At 34.6% G+C, this 19,505-nt stretch carries 21 protein-coding genes; 8 read left to right on the plus strand and 13 right to left on the minus strand.

The genetic code is table 11. From position 1 onward, the window contains the following. Positions 1-38: 38 nt before the first annotated feature. On the minus strand, positions 39-1,238 hold the full coding sequence (locus AC1QSP_RS04255; RefSeq protein ID WP_322969569.1) for a pyridoxal phosphate-dependent aminotransferase: 1,200 nt from the start codon (positions 1,236-1,238) through the stop codon (positions 39-41). Positions 1,239-1,338: 100 nt separating this feature from the next. On the opposite strand from AC1QSP_RS04255, the gene AC1QSP_RS04260 reads away from it, so the two are divergent. Genes AC1QSP_RS04260 through AC1QSP_RS04270 form a run of 3 tightly spaced genes read left to right on the plus strand, consistent with a single transcriptional unit; the run spans position 1,339 to position 2,413 of the window. Further along, complete coding sequence (locus AC1QSP_RS04260) at positions 1,339-1,686, plus strand: YtxH domain-containing protein (RefSeq protein WP_322969568.1); 348 nt, start codon at positions 1,339-1,341, stop codon at positions 1,684-1,686. A 54-nt stretch (positions 1,687-1,740) separates the two neighbouring features. Beyond that, positions 1,741-2,091, plus strand: a complete 351-nt coding sequence (locus AC1QSP_RS04265) for a phage holin family protein (RefSeq protein WP_484079930.1) — start codon at positions 1,741-1,743, stop codon at positions 2,089-2,091. Further along, complete coding sequence (locus AC1QSP_RS04270) at positions 2,081-2,413, plus strand: hypothetical protein (RefSeq protein WP_484079931.1); 333 nt, start codon at positions 2,081-2,083, stop codon at positions 2,411-2,413. The genes AC1QSP_RS04265 and AC1QSP_RS04270 overlap by 11 nt, the downstream gene beginning before the upstream one ends. Before the next feature lie 48 nt (positions 2,414-2,461). Here AC1QSP_RS04270 and AC1QSP_RS04275 read toward each other — a convergent pair whose 3' ends face one another. From AC1QSP_RS04275 to AC1QSP_RS04285, 3 genes are all read right to left on the minus strand, one after another. Next, positions 2,462-2,974, minus strand: coding sequence for a YqiA/YcfP family alpha/beta fold hydrolase (locus tag AC1QSP_RS04275; RefSeq protein ID WP_484079932.1), 513 nt, complete (start codon positions 2,972-2,974; stop codon positions 2,462-2,464). 57 nt (positions 2,975-3,031) lie between these two features. Then, the gene (gene secA / locus AC1QSP_RS04280) at positions 3,032-6,151 is read right to left on the minus strand and encodes a preprotein translocase subunit SecA (protein WP_322969563.1); all 3,120 of its coding nucleotides are present in this window, start codon (positions 6,149-6,151) and stop codon (positions 3,032-3,034) included. Positions 6,152-6,282: 131 nt separating this feature from the next. Further along, the gene (locus AC1QSP_RS04285) at positions 6,283-6,504 is read right to left on the minus strand and encodes a DUF2795 domain-containing protein (protein ID WP_019976296.1); all 222 of its coding nucleotides are present in this window, start codon (positions 6,502-6,504) and stop codon (positions 6,283-6,285) included. 168 nt (positions 6,505-6,672) lie between these two features. Here AC1QSP_RS04285 and AC1QSP_RS04290 point away from each other — a divergent pair, with 168 nt between their 5' ends. From AC1QSP_RS04290 to AC1QSP_RS04300, 3 genes are read left to right on the plus strand one after another with little or no spacing between them, the layout of a single operon-like run. Next, positions 6,673-7,614, plus strand: coding sequence for an NAD(P)H-dependent flavin oxidoreductase (locus AC1QSP_RS04290; protein ID WP_484079933.1), 942 nt, complete (start codon positions 6,673-6,675; stop codon positions 7,612-7,614). 54 nt (positions 7,615-7,668) lie between these two features. Beyond that, positions 7,669-8,430, plus strand: coding sequence for a GH12 family glycosyl hydrolase domain-containing protein (locus tag AC1QSP_RS04295; protein WP_484079934.1), 762 nt, complete (start codon positions 7,669-7,671; stop codon positions 8,428-8,430). Beyond that, positions 8,430-8,705, plus strand: coding sequence for a hypothetical protein (locus AC1QSP_RS04300; protein WP_484079935.1), 276 nt, complete (start codon positions 8,430-8,432; stop codon positions 8,703-8,705). The genes AC1QSP_RS04295 and AC1QSP_RS04300 overlap by 1 nt, the downstream gene beginning before the upstream one ends. 29 nt (positions 8,706-8,734) lie before the next feature. Here AC1QSP_RS04300 and AC1QSP_RS04305 read toward each other — a convergent pair whose 3' ends face one another. From AC1QSP_RS04305 to AC1QSP_RS04325, 5 genes are all read right to left on the minus strand, one after another. After that, entirely contained in the window at positions 8,735-9,634 is a 900-nt protein-coding gene (locus AC1QSP_RS04305) for an MBL fold metallo-hydrolase (RefSeq protein WP_484079936.1), read from the minus strand. Position 9,635: 1 nt separating this feature from the next. Then, positions 9,636-10,091: a hypothetical protein gene (locus AC1QSP_RS04310; protein ID WP_484079937.1), complete on the minus strand. Its 456-nt coding sequence runs from the start codon at positions 10,089-10,091 to the stop codon at positions 9,636-9,638. A gap of 99 nt (positions 10,092-10,190) precedes the next feature. Next, positions 10,191-11,150, minus strand: a complete 960-nt coding sequence (locus tag AC1QSP_RS04315; protein WP_484079938.1) for a zinc metalloprotease — start codon at positions 11,148-11,150, stop codon at positions 10,191-10,193. Between the two features lie 226 nt (positions 11,151-11,376). After that, entirely contained in the window at positions 11,377-11,982 is a 606-nt protein-coding gene (locus tag AC1QSP_RS04320) for a thioredoxin family protein (protein WP_484079939.1), read from the minus strand. Positions 11,983-11,995: 13 nt separating this feature from the next. Further along, a complete protein-coding gene (locus AC1QSP_RS04325; protein ID WP_322969555.1) occupies positions 11,996-12,490 on the minus strand; it encodes a TlpA family protein disulfide reductase in 495 nt (164 codons plus the stop codon). Positions 12,491-12,594: 104 nt separating this feature from the next. Here AC1QSP_RS04325 and AC1QSP_RS04330 point away from each other — a divergent pair, with 104 nt between their 5' ends. After that, positions 12,595-13,074 carry a DUF4268 domain-containing protein gene (locus tag AC1QSP_RS04330; RefSeq protein WP_322969554.1) on the plus strand — a complete coding sequence of 160 codons (480 nt, stop codon included), beginning with the start codon at positions 12,595-12,597 and terminating at the stop codon, positions 13,072-13,074. Between the two features lie 34 nt (positions 13,075-13,108). Here AC1QSP_RS04330 and AC1QSP_RS04335 read toward each other — a convergent pair whose 3' ends face one another. Further along, positions 13,109-13,960, minus strand: a complete 852-nt coding sequence (locus tag AC1QSP_RS04335; protein ID WP_484079940.1) for a restriction endonuclease — start codon at positions 13,958-13,960, stop codon at positions 13,109-13,111. Between the two features lie 94 nt (positions 13,961-14,054). On the opposite strand from AC1QSP_RS04335, the gene AC1QSP_RS04340 reads away from it, so the two are divergent. Further along, a complete protein-coding gene (locus AC1QSP_RS04340; RefSeq protein ID WP_322969552.1) occupies positions 14,055-14,639 on the plus strand; it encodes a PhnA domain-containing protein in 585 nt (194 codons plus the stop codon). Between the two features lie 35 nt (positions 14,640-14,674). Here the strand turns inward: AC1QSP_RS04340 and AC1QSP_RS04345 are convergent, their stop codons facing one another. The 3 genes from AC1QSP_RS04345 to AC1QSP_RS04355 all read right to left on the minus strand — a co-directional run bounded on the left by AC1QSP_RS04345 (position 14,675) and on the right by AC1QSP_RS04355 (position 19,499). Next, the gene (locus tag AC1QSP_RS04345) at positions 14,675-15,406 is read right to left on the minus strand and encodes a hypothetical protein (protein WP_484079941.1); all 732 of its coding nucleotides are present in this window, start codon (positions 15,404-15,406) and stop codon (positions 14,675-14,677) included. Between the two features lie 61 nt (positions 15,407-15,467). Further along, on the minus strand, positions 15,468-16,262 hold the full coding sequence (locus AC1QSP_RS04350; RefSeq protein WP_484079942.1) for a hypothetical protein: 795 nt from the start codon (positions 16,260-16,262) through the stop codon (positions 15,468-15,470). Between the two features lie 72 nt (positions 16,263-16,334). Continuing rightward, complete coding sequence (locus AC1QSP_RS04355) at positions 16,335-19,499, minus strand: efflux RND transporter permease subunit (protein WP_484079943.1); 3,165 nt, start codon at positions 19,497-19,499, stop codon at positions 16,335-16,337. Between the last annotated feature and the right edge of the window lie 6 nt (positions 19,500-19,505).

Genomic DNA, 19,505 nt, shown 5'->3' on the forward strand with positions numbered 1-19,505 from the left:
TCCAAATGGACCCATGCATTGATTCTATTATTTCGAAATTATCTAATTGTACCTGGATATTGCTCTAAAGCTTCTTTTAAAATCGCCACTGAGCGTACCAAATCTTCCTCTTTTAAGACATATGCCAAACGAACTTCTTGCACCCCTGAATTTGGTGTACTGTAGAATCCAGCACCTGGTGCTAACATTACCGTTTCTCCATTTGAATTAAAAGACTCCAATAGCCAAATTGCAAATTTTTCGGCATTATCTACTGGCAATTGAATCATGCAATAAAACGCTCCTTTTGGATTTGGAACCACTACACCTGGAATTTCTTTTAATCCGTTCACTAAAACATCACGACGTTTTAAATATTCTGCACGACAATCTTCAAAGTATGTTCCAACATTTTGATGCGCTAAAGTCGCCATATATTGTGATAATTCCACTGGACTTAAACGCGCTTGTGCAAAACGCATCGCTACATTCATGAATTCTTGATTGCGAGTTACGATTGCTCCTGAACGCGCTCCACATAAAGAAAAACGTTTCGATTCAGAATCAATTACAATCGCATGATTTTTTAATTCAGGAAAACTTAAAATTGATGTAAAAGGTTCTTCCGTGTATAAATACTCGGCATATACTTCATCTGCAATTAAATAAATATCGTGTTCTAAAACAATTTCCTTTAATTGTTCTAATTCTTCTTTCGAATACACATAACCCGTAGGGTTACCAGGGTTACAAATTAAGATCGCACGTGTTTTATCTGTAATTTTTTTCGCAAATTCTTCTACAGGAGGTAAACCAAAGTTATTATCAATTGAAGAAGGAACTGGAACAATATTCACATCATTTTCACACGTAAATCCATTATAATTCGCATAAAATGGTTCAGGAATAATCACTTCATCACCTGGATTAGCAATAATACCGAAGATGAATAATAAGGCTTCTGATCCACCCAATGTAGCAATAAAATCTTTTTCAGTGACATCAATCCCACGATTATTATAGTAAGCTGCTAAGGCTTGACGGTATTCTAAAGTTCCTTCAGAATGTGTATAGGAAATAATGTTTGAAGGAAAGTTTTTCAAACCTTCTAAAACCGCTTGAGGTGATTCGATATCGGGTTGACCAATATTTAAATGATAAACTTTAGTACCTCTCTGTTTTGCAGCATCTGCGTAAGGCACTAACTTACGAATTGGCGACGCCGGCATATTTTGTGATTTATCTGATAAAACTAACATTTCTTAAATAATTTATTGTTTGCTTTAATTATTTGGTATTGTTTTTGTAATTTTAGAGTGTAAATATACAATTCGTTTAATCTATAAAAAAAACTTTGTTATGAGTAAATTAAATAATGCTACAAAATTATTAGCAGGATTAGCAATCGGTACAGCAATTGGAGCAGTTGTAGGGTTATTATATGCACCTGAATCTGGAGCAGATACACGTAAAAAATTAAAAAAAGAAGCTGATAAATACAAAAAAGATTTAGATAAATACGCTGGCGATTTTTCTGAGAAAGCGAAAAAAGCGAAAGCTGAATTAGAAGCGAAATTAGAAGAAGTAAAAGCAAAATTAGCTGAACAAAAAGATGAATTATTAGCAAAAGCTGAAGACGTCAAAGGAAAAGCTAAAGATAAAGCTAAAGAAGTCAAAGACGAGTTTCAAGAAAATGTAGGTGTTTAATCTACGAATTTGAAATAAACTTTTTTTAAAGATCTAATTCTAGCCAAGTCCATCATGTTCGGAGATTTAAAGACATACATTAATCAACGTATTACATTAGCAAAATATGACATTGTAGATTCTACAAGTAATATGCTTGCTGGTGGTGTTTACGTTCTTATCTTAGCCGTATCCTTATTATTTTTAATTTTATTAGGTAGCATAGCTGCTGGATTCCTTTTAGGAAACTATTTTGATAATAATGGATTAGGATTTTTAGCAGTTACAGGGAGTTATTTTCTATTTTTAATTTTATGTATTGTTTTCCGCAATAAATTAAAATTAATGATTGCGAATATCGCTGTTCAAAACGCTATGAGTGCATTAATTAACGATGAAGATGATGATGAAGACGATGAAGAATAATCAAACGTTAAAAAAGAAGCCTATTAGGAATTTAGAAGACCTAAGAAAAGCCAAACGACGCTTAAAAGCAGAAATGAGGCAATCGGAGAAAGTGCAAGAAAATTCAGTTGTAAATAAAGCGGTCAATATGATTAGTACATTTACGAATGATGCATCATTTGCCTCTTCTAAGATCGAAGATTCGCTTCAATGGTTAGGAAATCGAGCAAGTGAAAAATACCCGATGAAGGGATTGAGTAAAATCTTAATTTCCGGTTTAATTATGATCGCCGTTCCCATTATTACGGATAAGGTGCAGAATTACATCAAAAACAAATTATAATCTTCAGATTACAAATAAAAAAAAGACATCGTTAGTGATGTCTTTTTTTTATTTCAAAAATTTAAAAAATGCATGAAAGGTAGCTTCAAACGTTTCATAGGGTACGAAATGACCTAAACTTGAATCTTGTATCAATTGAAAATCTTGGGTTGAAGTATATCTATTCTCAAAGAAATCGATTTGTTTTAAAGGGTCCACCATTTCGTCTTCCATCCCTGTTAGAACCATTAGTTTTGAAGAATGCTTTCTCTTCAATGCTTCTTGAGGCAAAAATGGTTTGACCTGTTCCAAAGCTGTTACAGCAGGATTTAATAGTAAGCAAGGAACTTCCAGCATCATCGCGACATGATAGATTAATAAACCTCCAAGACTTGTTCCAGCCACAAAATCTAATTTTTGATCTTTAAACTGTTCCAACAATTGAAAAATAATGGTTGGCTGTTGATCATAATCTATGGTAGGCGCATAAATTTCCCCTAATCCTTCTAAAAATATTTTCTTTTCAGGAGTGACATACCCTTGATATCCATGCAAATAAATTCCTGTCCAATCTGTTTTCATAAAAAAAATCCATAACCTTTGGAGTTATGGATTTTAAATATATTGAATAAAATTGAATTAAGCTTGTTGTTCTTCAGCTTGCTCTTCTGATTTTTTCGCATTTGGTAATTCTCCTTTGAATAAGAATGAAATAATTTCCTTATTCACAGTATCTAACATGCGTTGGAAAATCATGAAAGATTCTTGTTTATAAACAATCAATGGATCTTTTTGCTCATAAACCGCATTTTGAGAAGTACGACGTAAATCATCCACATCACGTAAATGTTCTTTCCAGTTATCATCAATTAAAGATAAAACAATTGATTTTTCGAAATCTTTTACAATTGTTTTTCCTTTTGATTCGTAAGCTTCTTTTAAATCGCATACCACTGTCATTTGACGAATTCCATCTGTAAATGGTACTTGGATACGAGAGAACATATGTCCTTGATTTTCGTAAACCCCAGCAATAACAGGGAAAGCTGTTTCAGCGACATACTCCATACGCGCTTTATAATCAGCTAACGCTGCTGCATTTACAATATTTACCAATTCTTTTGCGCTTGTTGATTTGAACGTTGCTTCATCAACAGGAGTACCCATTGTAAAGTATTTGATTAAATCTAATTCAAATTGTTTGAAATCATCAAACTCTTTGTTTTCTTTCACAATGGCAGCAGAAACATCGAAAATCATATTTGCGATATCCACTTCTAAGCGATCACCAAATAAGGCATTGTGACGACGTTTGTAGATTACTTCACGTTGTTTATTCATTACGTCATCATACTCTAAAAGACGTTTACGAACCCCAAAGTTGTTTTCTTCTACTTTTTTCTGTGCACGTTCGATTGATTTCGTAATCATAGAGTGTTCAATTACTTCCCCATCTTTATGTCCCATACGGTCCATTAATTTTGCAATTCGTTCAGAACCGAATAAACGCATTAACGAATCTTCTAATGAGATAAAGAATTGAGAAGAACCTGGATCACCTTGACGACCCGCACGACCACGTAACTGACGGTCAACACGACGTGAATCATGGCGTTCAGTACCAATAATAGCTAAACCACCTAGATCTTTTACTTCTTTAGTTAATTTAATATCGGTACCACGACCTGCCATATTCGTTGCAATTGTTACTGCACCAGGACGACCAGCCTCTGTTACGATATCTGCTTCTTTTTTATGTAATTTGGCATTTAAGACATTATGAGGAATACCTCTCAATTTTAAAGCTTTCGATAATAATTCGGAAACTTCAACATTCGTTGTACCCACCAATACAGGACGTTTATCCACTTGAGACAATTTTTCAATCTCTTCAATAACCGCTTTGTATTTTTCACGATTCGTTTTAAACACTACATCGTTTTTATCTTGACGTAAAATTGGACGGTTAGTAGGAATAGAAACAACATCTAATTTATAGATTTCCCAGAATTCACCTGCTTCCGTCTCGGCAGTACCAGTCATCCCTCCTAACTTGTTGTACATACGGAAATAATTCTGTAATGTAACCGTTGCGAAAGTTTGAGTAGCTGCTTCAATTTTTACATTTTCTTTGGCTTCGATGGCTTGGTGTAATCCATCCGAATAACGACGACCATCCATAATACGACCTGTCGACTCGTCTACAATTTTTACTTCACCGTCTACCACTACATATTCATTATCTTTTTCGAATAATGTATAGGCTTTTAACAATTGAGACATTGTATGGATACGTTCCGATTTAATTGAGAAATCACGGAAGAAATCCTCTTTCATTTGCGCAATTTCCTCGATTGGTTTTCCTGAGTTTTCAATTGCAGCAATATTTGTCGAAACATCAGGTAAGATGAAGAAGTTTTCATCTTCCATACCTTTCGATAAATACTCAATTCCTTTATCCGTTAAATCCGATTGATTTGATTTTTCATCGATTGTGAAATATAAGTGTTGATCCACTTTAGGCATTTCACGGTTATTATCTTGAATGAAGTATCCTTCTGTTTTTTGTAATTGAGCACGAACACCGTCTTGCGATAAGAATTTAATTAAAGGTTTATACTTTGGTAAACCACGGTATACTTGGTACAACTTGAAACCACCTTCTTTTAAATCTCCAGCTTTGAATAAAGCTTTCGCCTCATTCAATGTTTTCCCTAACATTTCACGTTGGATGTGGTATAAAGTATCAATTTTTGGCTTTAATACATCGAATTCGTGACGATCACCTTGAGGTACAGGACCAGAAATAATTAATGGTGTACGAGCATCATCGATTAATACTGAATCGACCTCATCGACAATGGCAAAGTTTAACTCACGTTGAACTAATGCACTAGGCTCGTTCGCCATATTATCACGTAAATAATCGAAACCAAATTCGTTGTTTGTACCATAAACGATATCACATGCATAGGCGTTACGACGTCCTGGAGAGTTTGGTTGGTGATTATCAATACAATCCACTGTTAAACCGTGGAAGTTAAAGATTGGACGCATCCATGCCATATCACGTTTCGCTAAATAATCATTCACCGTTACTAAGTGAACTCCGCGTCCAGTTAAGGCATTTAAGTAAATTGGTAAAGTAGCCACTAATGTTTTCCCTTCCCCGGTTTGCATCTCTGCAATTTTACCTAAGTGTAATGCAGCACCACCAATGAATTGAACGTCATAGTGTGCCATGTCCCATTTCACTTTACGACCAGCAGCATCCCATTCGTTGTACCAAATGGCTGTATTTTCGTCTTTTAAAGTGACATAATCTACTCCTTGCTGTGCTAATTCTTTATCATAATCCCAAGCCGTAACTTCTAACTGTTCGTTGTTTGTAAAACGACGCCCCGTTTCACGTAAAACAGCAAAAGCTTCCGGAAGAATTTCTGTTAAGATTTTTTCTTCGACTTGATAAGCTTCTTTATTGATTTTATCAATTTGAGCATAGATTTGCTCTTTTTCTGTAAAATCTTCTGTTGCTTCTACTTTTTGTTTTAACTCATCAATTTGAGCAGTAAAATCAACAGTAGCATCTTTTAATTGTTTTTTAAAATGTAGTGTTCTACCTCTTAATTCATCAATTGTTAAGGCCTCTAAAGATGGGCCAAAACTATTGGCTAAATCTACGTATTTACGTAATTCTTTTACATCTTTCTCGTTTTTATTCCCTAAGAAACCTTGTAAAATTTTATTTATAATATTCATATGGTTGTTCGTTCTAATCCAAAAGAACCACTAAAAATGAAAGTGTTATCTTTTGGATACAAATATACATCAACTATGTTTGTAATAGAAGTTATAGAATTGAAAAAAGCCCCAATATGGGCTTTTTTATTTTAATATTCGTCTTCGTTCCAAAGGAAATCATCATCCGTTGGATAGTCAGCCCAGATTTCTTCGATACTTTCGTAAGAATCCCCTTCGTCTTCAATAGATTGTAAGTTTTCTACTACTTCTAAAGGAGCTCCCGTACGAATTGCATAATCAATTAATTCATCTTTTGTCGCTGGCCATGGTGCATCACTTAAGTAAGATGCCAATTCTAAAGTCCAATACATAGTTATATCTTTTTTATTGTTTAGTAGAGCAGAACTCTATTATTTTATTCAAAATTCAAAAAGCCCGAATCAAATAATTTGCCAAAGACAAACTGTCAGTTCAAACTTTTTCACCACTTCAAATACTTAATTATATTTTTTTTATTTTTAGCAACTAAATATAATAAAATGGACACGAATATAACAAAAATATTTGCAATAAAATATCCGATTATTCAAGGTGGAATGATTTGGAATAGTGGTTGGCGTTTAGCCTCTGCAGTCAGTAATGCGGGAGGGTTAGGTTTAATTGGTGCCGGAAGCATGTATCCCGATGTTCTTAAAGAACACATTATCAAGTGCAAACAAGCGACTAACAAACCTTTTGGGGTCAATGTTCCCATGTTATATCCTAACCTTGAAGAAATTATGGAGATTATTATTTCAGAAGGGGTACAAACAGTCTTTACTTCAGCGGGTAATCCAAAAACATGGACAGAGACTCTGCAAAAAGAAGGAATTACAGTAGCTCATGTGGTGAGTAGTACAAAATTTGCACAAAAATGTGTTGATGCTGGAGTTGATGCTGTCGTGGCAGAAGGATTTGAAGCAGGTGGACATAATGGCAGAGACGAAACGACTACCCTATGTCTTATTCCAAATGTACGCCAACACATCGACATCCCTTTAATTGCAGCCGGAGGAATCGCGACAGGTGCACAGATGCTGGCAGCTATGGCATTAGGTGCTGATGGAGTTCAGATAGGATCTCGTTTCGCGGCTACACAAGAATCATCTGCTTGTGATGCATTTAAGCAAGAAATTGTAAAGGCACAGGAAGGTGATACTCAACTTACGTTAAAAGAGTTAGCGCCGGTACGTTTAATCAAGAATCAATTCTATCATGAAGTTCAAGAAATGTATCAAAATGGAACGACACCTGAAGCATTAAAAGAACATTTGGGACGTGGACGATCAAAGAAAGGTATGTTTGAAGGCGATTTGGATCACGGTGAATTAGAAATTGGACAAGTATCCGCTTTAATCCAATCGATTCCTACTGTACAAGAAGTATTTGATGAATTAATTGTTGATTTTAACCGTGCAAAAGAACGAATTTCAAAATTATAATGGACGATTTTCATTAACTTTATCAGGACATCCTCAAAGGTGTCCTTTTCTTTTATGATGAAATTTTTAATCGTACTTAGTTTCAGTTGGATCTCATGGACTCAAGCACAATCTGTCGAAAAGCATCACAGCGGTGATACGATTCAATGGAAAAATTATATTTTAAATAATAATCAATGGGGACAATTTAAAATAAAGAAAGGAACGTATACCCAAACTATATTCACCTCTGATTCCATCGTTGGCTGGCGTTGGACTGTTCCTCAAAAATCTTACGGTGTTTTAGGATATCCGATGTTATCGCTCGGTGTCAGTCCGTGGGGAGATCTTTCCCAATTGCCGGCACCTAATTTTTATAAGAATCTTAAAAACCTTCAAGAATTTGAAGTAGAATATGATACGGATCTCCTAACAACAAAAGGTAAATATAATCTAGCCTTTGATTTTTGGCTGCATGATCAACCGAAGGTCGGATTTGAATCGATTACAGCTGAAATTATGATTTGGGAAGATTATCAAAAATTTAAACCCTTTGGGAAGAAAAAAGGTATTCTTTTTACTTCCGATGGAAATTACGAAATTTATATTGGCGATTTGTATAAGAAAGAATTGCAAAAAGGTTGGAAATACATTGCATTTGTGCGGCAACAAAAACGTACCAAGGGAAAATTAAATCTAATGCCTTTTATACACTATATCCTCAAACAGCCAGATATGACTAAGGCGATTTATCTTTCCTCTTTTGAGTTTGGCACAGAAGTTTTAAATGCATCAGGTCAACTTAAATTGTTCAACTACGATGTTAAAATTCAATAATGATGGAAAATCTAATCACGGGAAAGGATTATTTTCTTTATTTCACAAAACAATTGGAGTTATTAAACGATGAAGAACTCGCTGAATGCATCAACAACGCAGTAGGAATTCGAGCATTTGGAGTTTCACGACAAGGTTATTTATGGGCTATTCGTCATCAATTGGAGCTACGCCAGATTGATTACAGTGCCATTGAGAGCGAAGGAGGAATATCGTTTCAGCGAAAAGTGTACATCAACAATAAAAAACTACATCTTCTCCCCAAAATCAAATAAAGCTGTCCGAAATGGACAGCTTAGTATCTTTAAATTCGGCCTTGTTCTTTTAATTTCCAATAGCGTAAAAGACCATTGACTGACATCCAACTTGGATTGGCATACTCGTAGGTTTTGATTAATTCTTCTCGAACACCTTTCGAACGAAGTTGATCTTGCGTATACGCCATAAATTCTGGTATAATTGCTTCTACTGGCGTTTGCTGATCGAAATGAGGTTTGATGTAATTTGCCCAATCATCTAACATGATTTCTAATTCATCTAATACCTTATCTGGCTGTTCTTGTCTCCCATAATGGGTTAAGTACAACGCTGTAGGTCGTAGGCTTTTCAATTTCTTGATCGAATTTTTCCATACCTTCAGATTAATGTCTGGTGGCGGGCACGGTGGCACAATTGGTCCATCCTCTATTTTAACCCCTGCGACATCGCCTGTAAAAATTATATCATCGATTTGATATGCATTATGATGAATGGCGTGTCCAGGTGTATCTATTACCTTGATTTGAAACTCATTAAAATCAAAAGCATTTCCATCTTCAGCCGAGATTAATTGATCATAGGGGATGGATTTCATTTCACCCCATAAACGATCCATATCTTCTCCATAAATTTGGGCTGCGGAATTCCATAATTTTTCCGGTTGATGCAAATGAGGGAGGCCTATGGGATGAACATAAATTTTCGCTCCATGTTCGGCGAATTTCCAAGCGGCTCCCGCATGATCAAAATGGATATGCGTTAAAAACACGTGTTGAATGTCTTCGACTTGAAAGCCGATGGTTTCAATTCCTTTTTTAAGATGTTCAAATGTTGTCATCGGCCCCACTTCAACAAGTACAGGCCCTTTAGATGATTCGATTAAATACGCGGCAATTGAGTGATTTTCTTCTTGAAAAAATAAATCAATTGTATGAATTTTTGGCATGTTATAATATTTCTTCTATGGTATAATCAATTCCATTAAAATTAAAATGATCCCCTTCTTTTTTCCCCGACAATGCTTCAAAAATTGGTGCATTGGTACTGATTCCAACAAAATTTTCTTGATTCCATTGAAAATCTTTAAAAGCTAAACCAATCACAAAGTTCACTTTATTGGTTACCACCACATTTCCTTCTTGAATGCCTTTGGCATCATCCATTTGGATGTTTTTAAACCATTCTAGATTTTCTTCCGCTTGTTTGATACGGAATTCTAAATTCATGGCTGAATCTGTCGATTGACTTTGTTGTGCAAAATCATCATATCCAAGGCTCGACTCTTCATCCAAATCGGCACCATCGGAATAAATGCCATGAGAATGTTTCAGAGCGTCGATTTCATTTTGTTTTAACGTTGTTAAATGGGCAATTACTTCTTTTCGAATATGTTTCTTGTTCATATGTAGGTTTTTGGTTTGGTCTTTTAAACTTACAATAAATAAAAAACACTTGGAAATAATTCCAAGTGTTTTTTTCGTAAGTTAAAGGTATTGCACGGATTATTGTGCAAATGAATATCTCGCCCCTCCTGGGCTGAATAAAGATAACATTCTTGCTTTTTGACCATTGGTAAACATGTACAAACCTCTATCATCACTATAATCCATGTAATTCATGGTCATTTCGATAGGTGTACCTGAACACGTACTGTAATGAGGGAAAGTCGGTACTCCATAATTCGCCGTATTATGAGTTGGCGTATCCGCTACATAATCAGTCCCACAATTGGTATCTCCCCAAATGTGTCTTAAATTCATCCAATGTCCAACTTCATGCGTGGCTGTACGCCCTAAGTTAAATGGATAAGTTGCTGTACCTGTTGTTCCTAAATATTTTGAATCAATAACTACTCCATCCGTTGCAGAAGATCCTCCTGGAAATTGGGCATAACCTAGAATTCCACCTCCGATTGTACATACCCAAAGGTTTAATTTTTTTGTCGGTTCTAAAGGCGTTAAACCTGCCGATTTTTTCATTTGATCTGCCGTACCCCAAGACGTTTTATTCACGTATTTGCGACGCACTTGATCCAATTCAAATCGAATTCCAACATTGGCTTTTACTCCAGCAAACACTGATGGCACATTGGCAAAATCTGAATTTGCTGCATTAAAATCTTTGTTTAATACATCGATTTGGGATTGAATTTGAGCCACCGAAATATTTTCTGCATTCGTTTTATATAAAACATTAACTACCACTGGAATCACAATTTCACCATTCACTAAACGGGCTTCAGAAAGATCAAACTCTTGTGCTTGTTCTTCAATCATTTCCATTCGAGCGGCCAAAGCAGGATCAGCAGCTAATTGCGCTTGAAAAACCTCATCCGTTGCACAACCTCTTTTGTTGGCAACTTCAGTGGTTGGATCTTCCATTTGGAGTTGTTCTGCTTTATCATCTTCCGAACAAGCTGTGAACATCATTACTGCAGACAGTAACATTACAATTTTCTTCATATCAATCATTTATTAGTGTTAATTACTTAAAATTAATAAAGAAAAATCAAATAACAAATAGAATATACTTAATTTTTATACGATTTTTTTTCATTATTTTTAACAATAACTGTTAAATGATTAATACATTTTTAAAATAATATCCAATCTTGTGTGAATTTTTTAATTGAAAAAAAATAGGCTATTGAAAATCAATAACCTATTTCGCTTGTCTATTATAAACTTCTTATTTTTTAACCTTAATGGTACATCCAATTGCTACTGTCGTAGGAACGGCAATTTTTTGTCCATTTAATAAAGAATTGAGCGCATCTTGAACATAAAATTCGCTCACATCATTCTCATCTTCATAATTATTATCGATTGCGCCGATGTATCTAACCACATTTTTATCCTTTTCTTTATTTAAAATAAAGACATGTGGGGTTTTAGTCGCACCATATACGGGATAAATTTTTTGACCTTCATCCAATAGGTATGGAAAAGTAAATCCTTTTTCTTTGGCACGAATTTGCATTTCTTTAAAGCTATCTTGAGGTTGCACTTCAGGATCGTTTGGGTTGATTGCAATGACAGGATATCCTAGCGGTTTATATTTTTGATCAAGGGCAATGATGCGATCTTCATAGGCTTTGGCATATGGGCAATGATTACATGTAAAAATCACTATGAATCCTTTGGCCTGCTGAAATTGACTTAATGAAACCTCTCTTCCATCAATATTCTTCAATTGAAAATCCATGGCATTATCCCCTATCTTGTATTGGGCATACCCCATGAAGCTGATCAATAGTAAAGTTAGTGTTAGTAAAAGTTTTCTAGCATTTTTCATCCTGTTTGTGGTTTTATTGGTTCATATACATTTTTATCAATTGCTCTAATTCATCCTTTTCCATAGCAGCACCTACAAAATGTAGTTTTTCCTTATTTTTATATAATACAGTTACAGGAATATTACCATTCCATGTCGCATCTACTTTTGGAATCCATTCGTTCATACGTTTATTATCATCTAATAGTACCACTTCCGCATTAATTTTATAATCGTTGATGAATTGCTTTACTTTATCCACTTGTTTCGAACGATCCAATGAAACAAATAACAATTTAAAATTTTGTTGGTCTTTGTATTTCTCATTTAATTCTACAAAATGAGGCATTTCTTCAACACAAGGTCCACACCACGTTGCCCAAAAATTGACCACTATCAATTGATCGTTATCTTGTTGCGTTTTTTCGAACAATTGTTCGTATTTAATCACTTCGACATTTTGTGCTTGTAATGTTAGCTGCCCCAAGGTCATAATTCCTACAAAAGCTAGGGTTGAAAGTAATTTCATTATTTCTTTAAATTTCGATTAAAATTAGTCGATTTTCATCAACAGATAAAATAAACCGGTTGATTTTAACGCTTTTTTTGTAAATCAATTTAAAATTTCGAATTTTGCGAAAAAGAATTGATTTGTACTCAAAGGAAGAAGCATACCAAAAGAAAAAAGATTTTTGGATTTCGTACGGAAGTTATATGAAATTGCAAAAGAATGCGGAAGGAGAAAGCATTAATTGGATCAATTATAAGACTGGTGTAAAAGGAATTTATTTTCGTTCGAATGTCGATCGTAAATTTGCCGAAGTATACGTACAGATTGATCATCCCGATCCCGATTTTAATCATTTGATATGGGAACAATTTGAAGAATATGAAATTGTTCTTAAAAGTTATGTTGGGGATGAATGGGTATGGACAAAAGATGATTATGATGAAGATGGTAAGGCTATCTCTACCATTAAAATTCGTTTAGAAAATGTGAGCATTTTTAGGGATTCGGATTGGCCAACTATCATTTCTTTTCTAAAAGAACGCATGATGAATTTGGATGAATTTTGGGTGGATCATAAAGAAAGTTTTGAAATATTTAAATAAACGATAAAAGCTCATCTAAGATGAGCTTTTTTTATTATTGAATCACACATTCGATGGTGTCGATGGCAATTAATTCATTGGCTTCTTCTACCAATTGATCAATTAGATGGTTGGGTAATTTAAGTGATTTAAGATAATCTTCTTGATTTAAAATATCTTTCACCAATAAACATCCAGCATCCATCAATACTTTATGCTGCTCTTTGGTCAGAGAAGTTAGGCAAGTTACTGGATAGATGGCTAAATTATCGATAAGATATTTTAAACTCATTTGATCTGGATAATTCCATGAAATCATTCCAATGTTATAATGTTTTGCCCAATCTACTGAATCTGATGTAAAGTAGGCATTCGTTACTAAAAAACCTTTGGTTGGATGAAGTGTTTTCCCAAAATAGGTGAACGTTCTATTTTTAACATCAATCATACGTGACATAAAATACATGGGAGTTGTCACACTGATTTTTGCATCAATATCATTTCGAAATTTACATTCGCAGAAATACAATACTTCATCTTTTTGAGCAATGACATCAATTTCGTGCGTTACAGCATCCCCTTGAACGGTTTGTCCATTCACTGCTTGAAAACCTACACTTTCCATCAATCTTTTGATGTATTTCTCAAAATAATACCCTTCTGGACCGAGATCTCGTAAAGCTTTTTTAAGGCTATAACGTGCTGCATACGAATTTCGATATCGTTTTAAACTTTCAAAAGCAAGATTATACAGGTCTTGGGTACCTATACCATCGTAAATATCTTTAGACAATAATTCAAAAACCTCTTCGACTTCTTCTTTGGAAGCACCTGATTTGGTTAATGATATTTTTAATGCTTTTGGATTATAATCAACTAATTCGCCGTTATATTTGGTTACTTTCATTGTGGTAATTTTAAAACTCTAATTTATAGTATTCTATCGTGAAAGCGTAAAAAATAAAATAAAGTTTATCTTTGCAGCACTTATATAATCAATCATGAAATTAGAAACACTTTTACAAGAACGTAGCGGTAACCAATGTGAATTGAGTGGAGCGACAGGAAAATTAAACATTTATGAAGTTAATCCTGATGCCACAAGCAATCCCGATCGCATTATTTTAATCAGTGATAAATGTTTAGCACAAGTCGAAAAACGAGAAGAGTTGGATGCAGCATTTTGGGAGCCTATTTTATTAAGTTCAATGTGGAGTGAAGTGCCAGGTGTACAAGTTTTATCTTGGCGAATGTTAAACCGTTTTCGTCATGAGAGCTGGGCAGCCGATGCCCTAGATATGATGTATTTCGATGATGACACTTTAGAATGGGCCAAAGCTTCAGGAGATCATATCAATGATGGAAGCGTTCAATTGCATAAAGATTGCAATGGAAATATTTTAGCCAATGGGGATACAGTTACGTTGACAAAAGATTTGGATGTCAAAGGATCTTCTCTTAATGCTAAAATAGGAACAGCGGTTCGTAATATCCGATTAGTGCATGATAATCATGAGCAAATAGAAGGAAAAGTAGAAGGGCAGTCCATTGTCATTTTAACAAAATATGTAAAGAAACAAGCTTAATACTTGAATTAGGGAAACAAAATGGTTTCCCTTTTTTATTGTTCATGATCTAATAATAATTTTAGACATAATTGACTTCCTAAATCGACTCCTTGATTTAAAACTTTTTCAGCAAGTTCGGTTTCATCCCTCAACAAATGATACGAATACATTAACCCGTAGCCATCCGAATTCCCCAATTGTATTACGCGTTGAGCTAATTGAAATAGATTTGTCCAATAACCGTTGGAAGGGCTTTGAAGATTTTCATCATATTGCATCAATAAATACGAAAAATTTTGGAGACATCCTAAGTCTAACCCTTCCATACACAAGTGATGATTGATCTCATTCATGCGATTTAATATGTCCGAAATTTGTTCTTCCGATTGTTGATCTACAGTAGGAATAAAGTAATTGTTAAGGTAATAACTTTTAAGCCAATTGGCGCGTTGAGGATTCGGGAAATGTACCCCTTCTCCATCACGTGTTAATTTTAAGGATTCATTTTTCACCCATTGAGATAATCCTTTTAATTTGGCTTTTGAAATTTCATAGATTGCCACATCGATCCCTGTGAATATATACAGCGAATCATTTTCATGAAAATATTCCCCATTTAACGATTCATTGATCCGAACGTATCCATTACCTCTAAATTCAAACGAAGAATAGGTATTTTTTTTTCCTCCTTCGTAGATTCCAACCAAATCATTTTTGGGTTGAGCCCATCCAGTACTAGCTCCCCCAACGAATAAGAGTAAAAAACAAAAATTCAAATGCCTCATAGTGTGTGTTAATTCTTTTAAATATAAAAAAAGAGAATCGAATTGATTCTCTTTTAAAGGTTTAATTTTCAATTTCTTCCTCTAATCCTTTAAGAAGTTTGTTCATTTCTATTTCTAAGCACATTTTGCACCCCATTTCCAACCCTTGATTCAAGTATTTATCCGATTCCTCTTCATTTCCTAATACAAGATAATAGCTGGCAATTAATCCATATCCATTCGGATTACCAAGACGAATAATTTTTTTTCCTAAATCCAATAAACCTGGATCGTCTTTTACTTCTGCAGAAGATTCATTTAAAATACGATCTAACCCTCCTACCATATTGGTTAATCGATAAGCAAATTCTTGCACACAAGCTAAATCAAAATCTTTTGCACAAATTGCTTGGTTCTTCTTTTGAATATTTTCTATCAATTGCAAACGATCATCTGGTTGACTACTAAAAATTAAATTAAACGTTTCTTTAAAATTCAATTCATAATATTGATCTAAAAGTTTTAAATATTTCTCTTGATTTGGATTTATAGGTTCATCATCAAAACTCTTTGATTTGGATTTATACTTCACGTCTTTTACCCAATCGGATGTTCCTAATAACTCACCTTTCGATTTTTTTGCAAAAGTGAAAGACGTTTTATCAACGATAATATAAATTGAATCATTCTTTTCGTAAAAGATATATTCATCTTCATTCTCATTGACTTTAACTTTACCCTTCCCATCAAAATGAAAGGAATTAAACATGGTTGTTTTGTTATTCGAAGTATAGCTCCCTTTAAGATTGTTGGATAATGTTTGTGCATCTATTCCAATAGATGCCAATAAAGAAATTAATAGTAGTAAGTTTTTCATACAATTGATTTCGGTAAAAATAAAAAAAGCCGTTCAGTAATGAACGGCTAATTTGTATTTTAACGATTGGAATTACTCCCATTCTTCTTTGATTTGAACTTCTTCATAATCGGCTTTCATTTCTGCCTCATAATCTATAGGATCACCTGATGTAAATTTACGAATTAAGCTATCGAAAATAGAGTATACAACAGGCACGATAATTAATGTTAAGAATAATGATGAAATTAATCCTCCAATAATTACCCATGCTAAACCATTGTTCATTTCAGCACCGGCACCTTTAGCCATTGCAATTGGAATCATCCCGAAAACCATTGCAATCGTCGTCATTAAGATTGGACGTAGACGTGCATGGTTGGCTTGTAATAAAGCATTATAAGTAGTTTCTCCAGCATCCTTACGTTGATTGGTAAAATCGACTAATAAGATGGCATTTTTACATACTAAACCAATCAACATAATCATCCCTAGAATGGTAAATACATTTAAGGAATTATTGGTTAAGGCTAATATTACAAAAACCCCGATTAAAGATAATGGAATTGAGAATAATACCACAAAAGGATAAACAAACGAATCGTAAAGTGCTACCATCACTAAGTACACTAAAATGATGGCTGCTATTAAAGCGATTCCTAATGTTCCGAATCCTTCCGTTTGGTTTTCCATATCACCACCCCATGTATAATCAACTCCTGCTGGCTTATCCAATTTTTCAATTTCAGCCATCCATTCATTGGCAACAGTACCTACTGCACGACCAACCACTTGTGATTCGATCGATACTGCAGCAGTTTTGTCCCGACGTTCTAATAACGAAGGACCAGAACCTTGCACCACTTGTGCAAATTGACTTAATTTAATTTGTTGACCTGCATTGTTCACAAAAATAATGTTACGCACATCATCAATTGAACGACGGTTGAAATCATCAAACTGAATATTGATATCGTATTCGTATTCACCGGCGCGGAATTTACCATCCGTATTTCCAGAAAAAGCAGTTTGCATGGTTACCCCTACCGTTTGTAAGTTTAACCCTAATGCAGCCATTTTATCACGATCAACAGAAACGGTAATTTCTGGATTCCCATCTTCTGAGGTTAATTCTGGTTCAGAAGAGCCTGGAATTTCCTTTAAAATATCCAATGTTTGTTGTGCAAATTTTGCTGCCGATTCATAATCTGTCCCTGTTACCGTTAACTTTAATGGTGCATTTTCAGCTCCAATTAATCCCACAGGAACGGTTTTAATTTTTACACCAACAAATTTATCTTGTAATTCACGCTTAATTTTAGCGGCATAAATCGATGAATTATCTTCACGTTTAGATTTATCTACTAAGATCACGTCAATTTCAGACTGATATGCCGTAGCTTGAGATCCACCAAAACCACCTGATTGTTGTCCAACCGTTGTAATCATATCAACAATCTCAGATTTATCACGTAAGAAACGTTCTATTTCAATGGTTTTTTGATTGGTTTGTTCAATTGACGCATCTTTAGGTAATTCAATTTGGACTAAAAATTCACCTTTATCAATTTTTGGGAAGAAACCTGTTCCAATATACCCTAGCGGCACTAACATCACAGAAGCCACTAATAATAAAATTGCCCCAACAATTGACGCTATTTTTGTAAATGTATTTTTTAAACACCATTTCAATAAATCAGCAATCCAATGGGTAAAATTGTTTAAGATTTTTTCGAAACCTAAAATGAATTTCTCAAATAAATTTTTACCTGTTAAATGTTCTAATTTACCGAAACGAGACGATAGCCAAGGAACAATTGTAAACGAAGACAATAATGAGAGCATCGTCGCAATAACTACTGTAACACAGAATTGTCCAATAATCCCCGCAACTAAACCTGTCGATAAAGCAATAGGTAAGAAAACCACTACAATAACTAATGTAATCGCCGTTACGGTAAATCCAATTTCAGCTGCCCCATCATAAGATGCACGGATTCGTGATTTTCCCATTTCCATATGACGGTAGATGTTTTCCAAAACAACAATGGCATCATCCACCAGAATCCCTACCACCAAGGATAGTCCTAATAAAGTCATTAAGTTTAGGGTATATCCTAATAATTCCATTCCAATAAAAGTTGCTATTAAAGAAGCTGGAATTGCGACCATTACGATAAAGGCATTTCGAATACTGTGTAAGAACAGTAACATTACCACTGCTACTAACACAATGGCTAGCACTAAGTCGAAAACTACGGAATTGGCTGCGTTTAAGGTAAAGACTGAAGTATCATTCATGATACGAATCTTTAACCCTTCTTTTTCGAATTGAGTTTGAATTTCTTCTGTTGCTTGTTTAATTAAAGCAGAAACTTCTACCGCATTGGCATCCGATTGTTTTACCACTTGGAAGATGATCGACGGCTCTTGATTTAAACGTGCAACCTTATCCACTTCTTTTTGAGCATCATACACAAAGGCTACTTGCGATAAACGCACTTGGATACCGTTATTGGATGTAATGACCAAGTTATTTAATTCTTCTACCGATTTGTATTTTCCGGATAAACGAATAATGGTAGAATTTTCTCTTGTTTTAATGTTCCCAGTTGGGAAATCTAAGTTGGAAGTTAAGATGGCTTGTTGAACTTGTGGTACTGATAAACCATACCCTTCAAGTTTTTTAGCATCTAAACGTACTTGAATTTCACGTTCTTGTCCCCCAATTAAATTCACTTGAGCCACCCCTTTCACACGTGCTAAAATGGGTTCTACTTTTTTATCTAAAAGGTCGTATAATTCTTTATCATTTAATTTATCTGAAGAAACCCCTGCTGTAATGATGGGTAAATCTGACATGGAGAATTTACTTAATGAAGGTTCTTCCACGTCATCTGGTAAATCTGATACGATTTGATTGATTTTACGCTGAGCATCATTCAATGCAAAGTCGGCATCGGCATCAGCATTTAGGGTAATCATTACGATGGATAAACTCTCGTAAGATTTAGATTCGACCTTTTTTACATTTTCTAATGAGGATACGGCATCCTCAATTTTCTTGGTTACCGAATTTTCTACCTCCCCTGGAGACGCTCCTGGATAGATGGTCGATACAGTCACCACATTCACCTCAAATTTTGGGATTAATTCATACCCCAAACTCGAGTAACTTAATAAACCACCTAATGTCAGAATCGTAAACAATACGATAATCAGCGTAGGTCGTTTGATTGATATTTCAGCTAATTTCATTACACG

This window comes from Faecalibacter sp., assembly GCF_057177045.1.

Excerpts from the sequence above, each read along its gene's own strand:
- AC1QSP_RS04265 (WP_484079930.1), top strand. The coding sequence starts at position 1,741 with ATGTTCGGAGATTTAAAGACATACATTAATCAACGTATTACATTAGCA.
- AC1QSP_RS04345 (WP_484079941.1), bottom strand. The coding sequence starts at position 15,406 with ATGAGGCATTTGAATTTTTGTTTTTTACTCTTATTCGTTGGGGGAGCT.
- AC1QSP_RS04310 (WP_484079937.1), bottom strand. The coding sequence starts at position 10,091 with ATGAACAAGAAACATATTCGAAAAGAAGTAATTGCCCATTTAACAACG.
- AC1QSP_RS04295 (WP_484079934.1), top strand. The coding sequence starts at position 7,669 with ATGATGAAATTTTTAATCGTACTTAGTTTCAGTTGGATCTCATGGACT.
- AC1QSP_RS04320 (WP_484079939.1), bottom strand. The coding sequence starts at position 11,982 with ATGAAAAATGCTAGAAAACTTTTACTAACACTAACTTTACTATTGATC.
- AC1QSP_RS04255 (WP_322969569.1), bottom strand. The coding sequence starts at position 1,238 with ATGTTAGTTTTATCAGATAAATCACAAAATATGCCGGCGTCGCCAATT.
- AC1QSP_RS04340 (WP_322969552.1), top strand. The coding sequence starts at position 14,055 with ATGAAATTAGAAACACTTTTACAAGAACGTAGCGGTAACCAATGTGAA.
- AC1QSP_RS04290 (WP_484079933.1), top strand. The coding sequence starts at position 6,673 with ATGGACACGAATATAACAAAAATATTTGCAATAAAATATCCGATTATT.
- AC1QSP_RS04325 (WP_322969555.1), bottom strand. The coding sequence starts at position 12,490 with ATGAAATTACTTTCAACCCTAGCTTTTGTAGGAATTATGACCTTGGGG.
- AC1QSP_RS04300 (WP_484079935.1), top strand. The coding sequence starts at position 8,430 with ATGATGGAAAATCTAATCACGGGAAAGGATTATTTTCTTTATTTCACA.
- AC1QSP_RS04260 (WP_322969568.1), top strand. The coding sequence starts at position 1,339 with ATGAGTAAATTAAATAATGCTACAAAATTATTAGCAGGATTAGCAATC.
- AC1QSP_RS04335 (WP_484079940.1), bottom strand. The coding sequence starts at position 13,960 with ATGAAAGTAACCAAATATAACGGCGAATTAGTTGATTATAATCCAAAA.
- AC1QSP_RS04285 (WP_019976296.1), bottom strand. The coding sequence starts at position 6,504 with ATGTATTGGACTTTAGAATTGGCATCTTACTTAAGTGATGCACCATGG.
- AC1QSP_RS04350 (WP_484079942.1), bottom strand. The coding sequence starts at position 16,262 with ATGAAAAACTTACTACTATTAATTTCTTTATTGGCATCTATTGGAATA.
- AC1QSP_RS04305 (WP_484079936.1), bottom strand. The coding sequence starts at position 9,634 with ATGCCAAAAATTCATACAATTGATTTATTTTTTCAAGAAGAAAATCAC.
- AC1QSP_RS04355 (WP_484079943.1), bottom strand. The coding sequence starts at position 19,499 with ATGAAATTAGCTGAAATATCAATCAAACGACCTACGCTGATTATCGTA.
- secA (WP_322969563.1), bottom strand. The coding sequence starts at position 6,151 with ATGAATATTATAAATAAAATTTTACAAGGTTTCTTAGGGAATAAAAAC.
- AC1QSP_RS04270 (WP_484079931.1), top strand. The coding sequence starts at position 2,081 with ATGAAGAATAATCAAACGTTAAAAAAGAAGCCTATTAGGAATTTAGAA.
- AC1QSP_RS04315 (WP_484079938.1), bottom strand. The coding sequence starts at position 11,150 with ATGAAGAAAATTGTAATGTTACTGTCTGCAGTAATGATGTTCACAGCT.
- AC1QSP_RS04275 (WP_484079932.1), bottom strand. The coding sequence starts at position 2,974 with ATGAAAACAGATTGGACAGGAATTTATTTGCATGGATATCAAGGGTAT.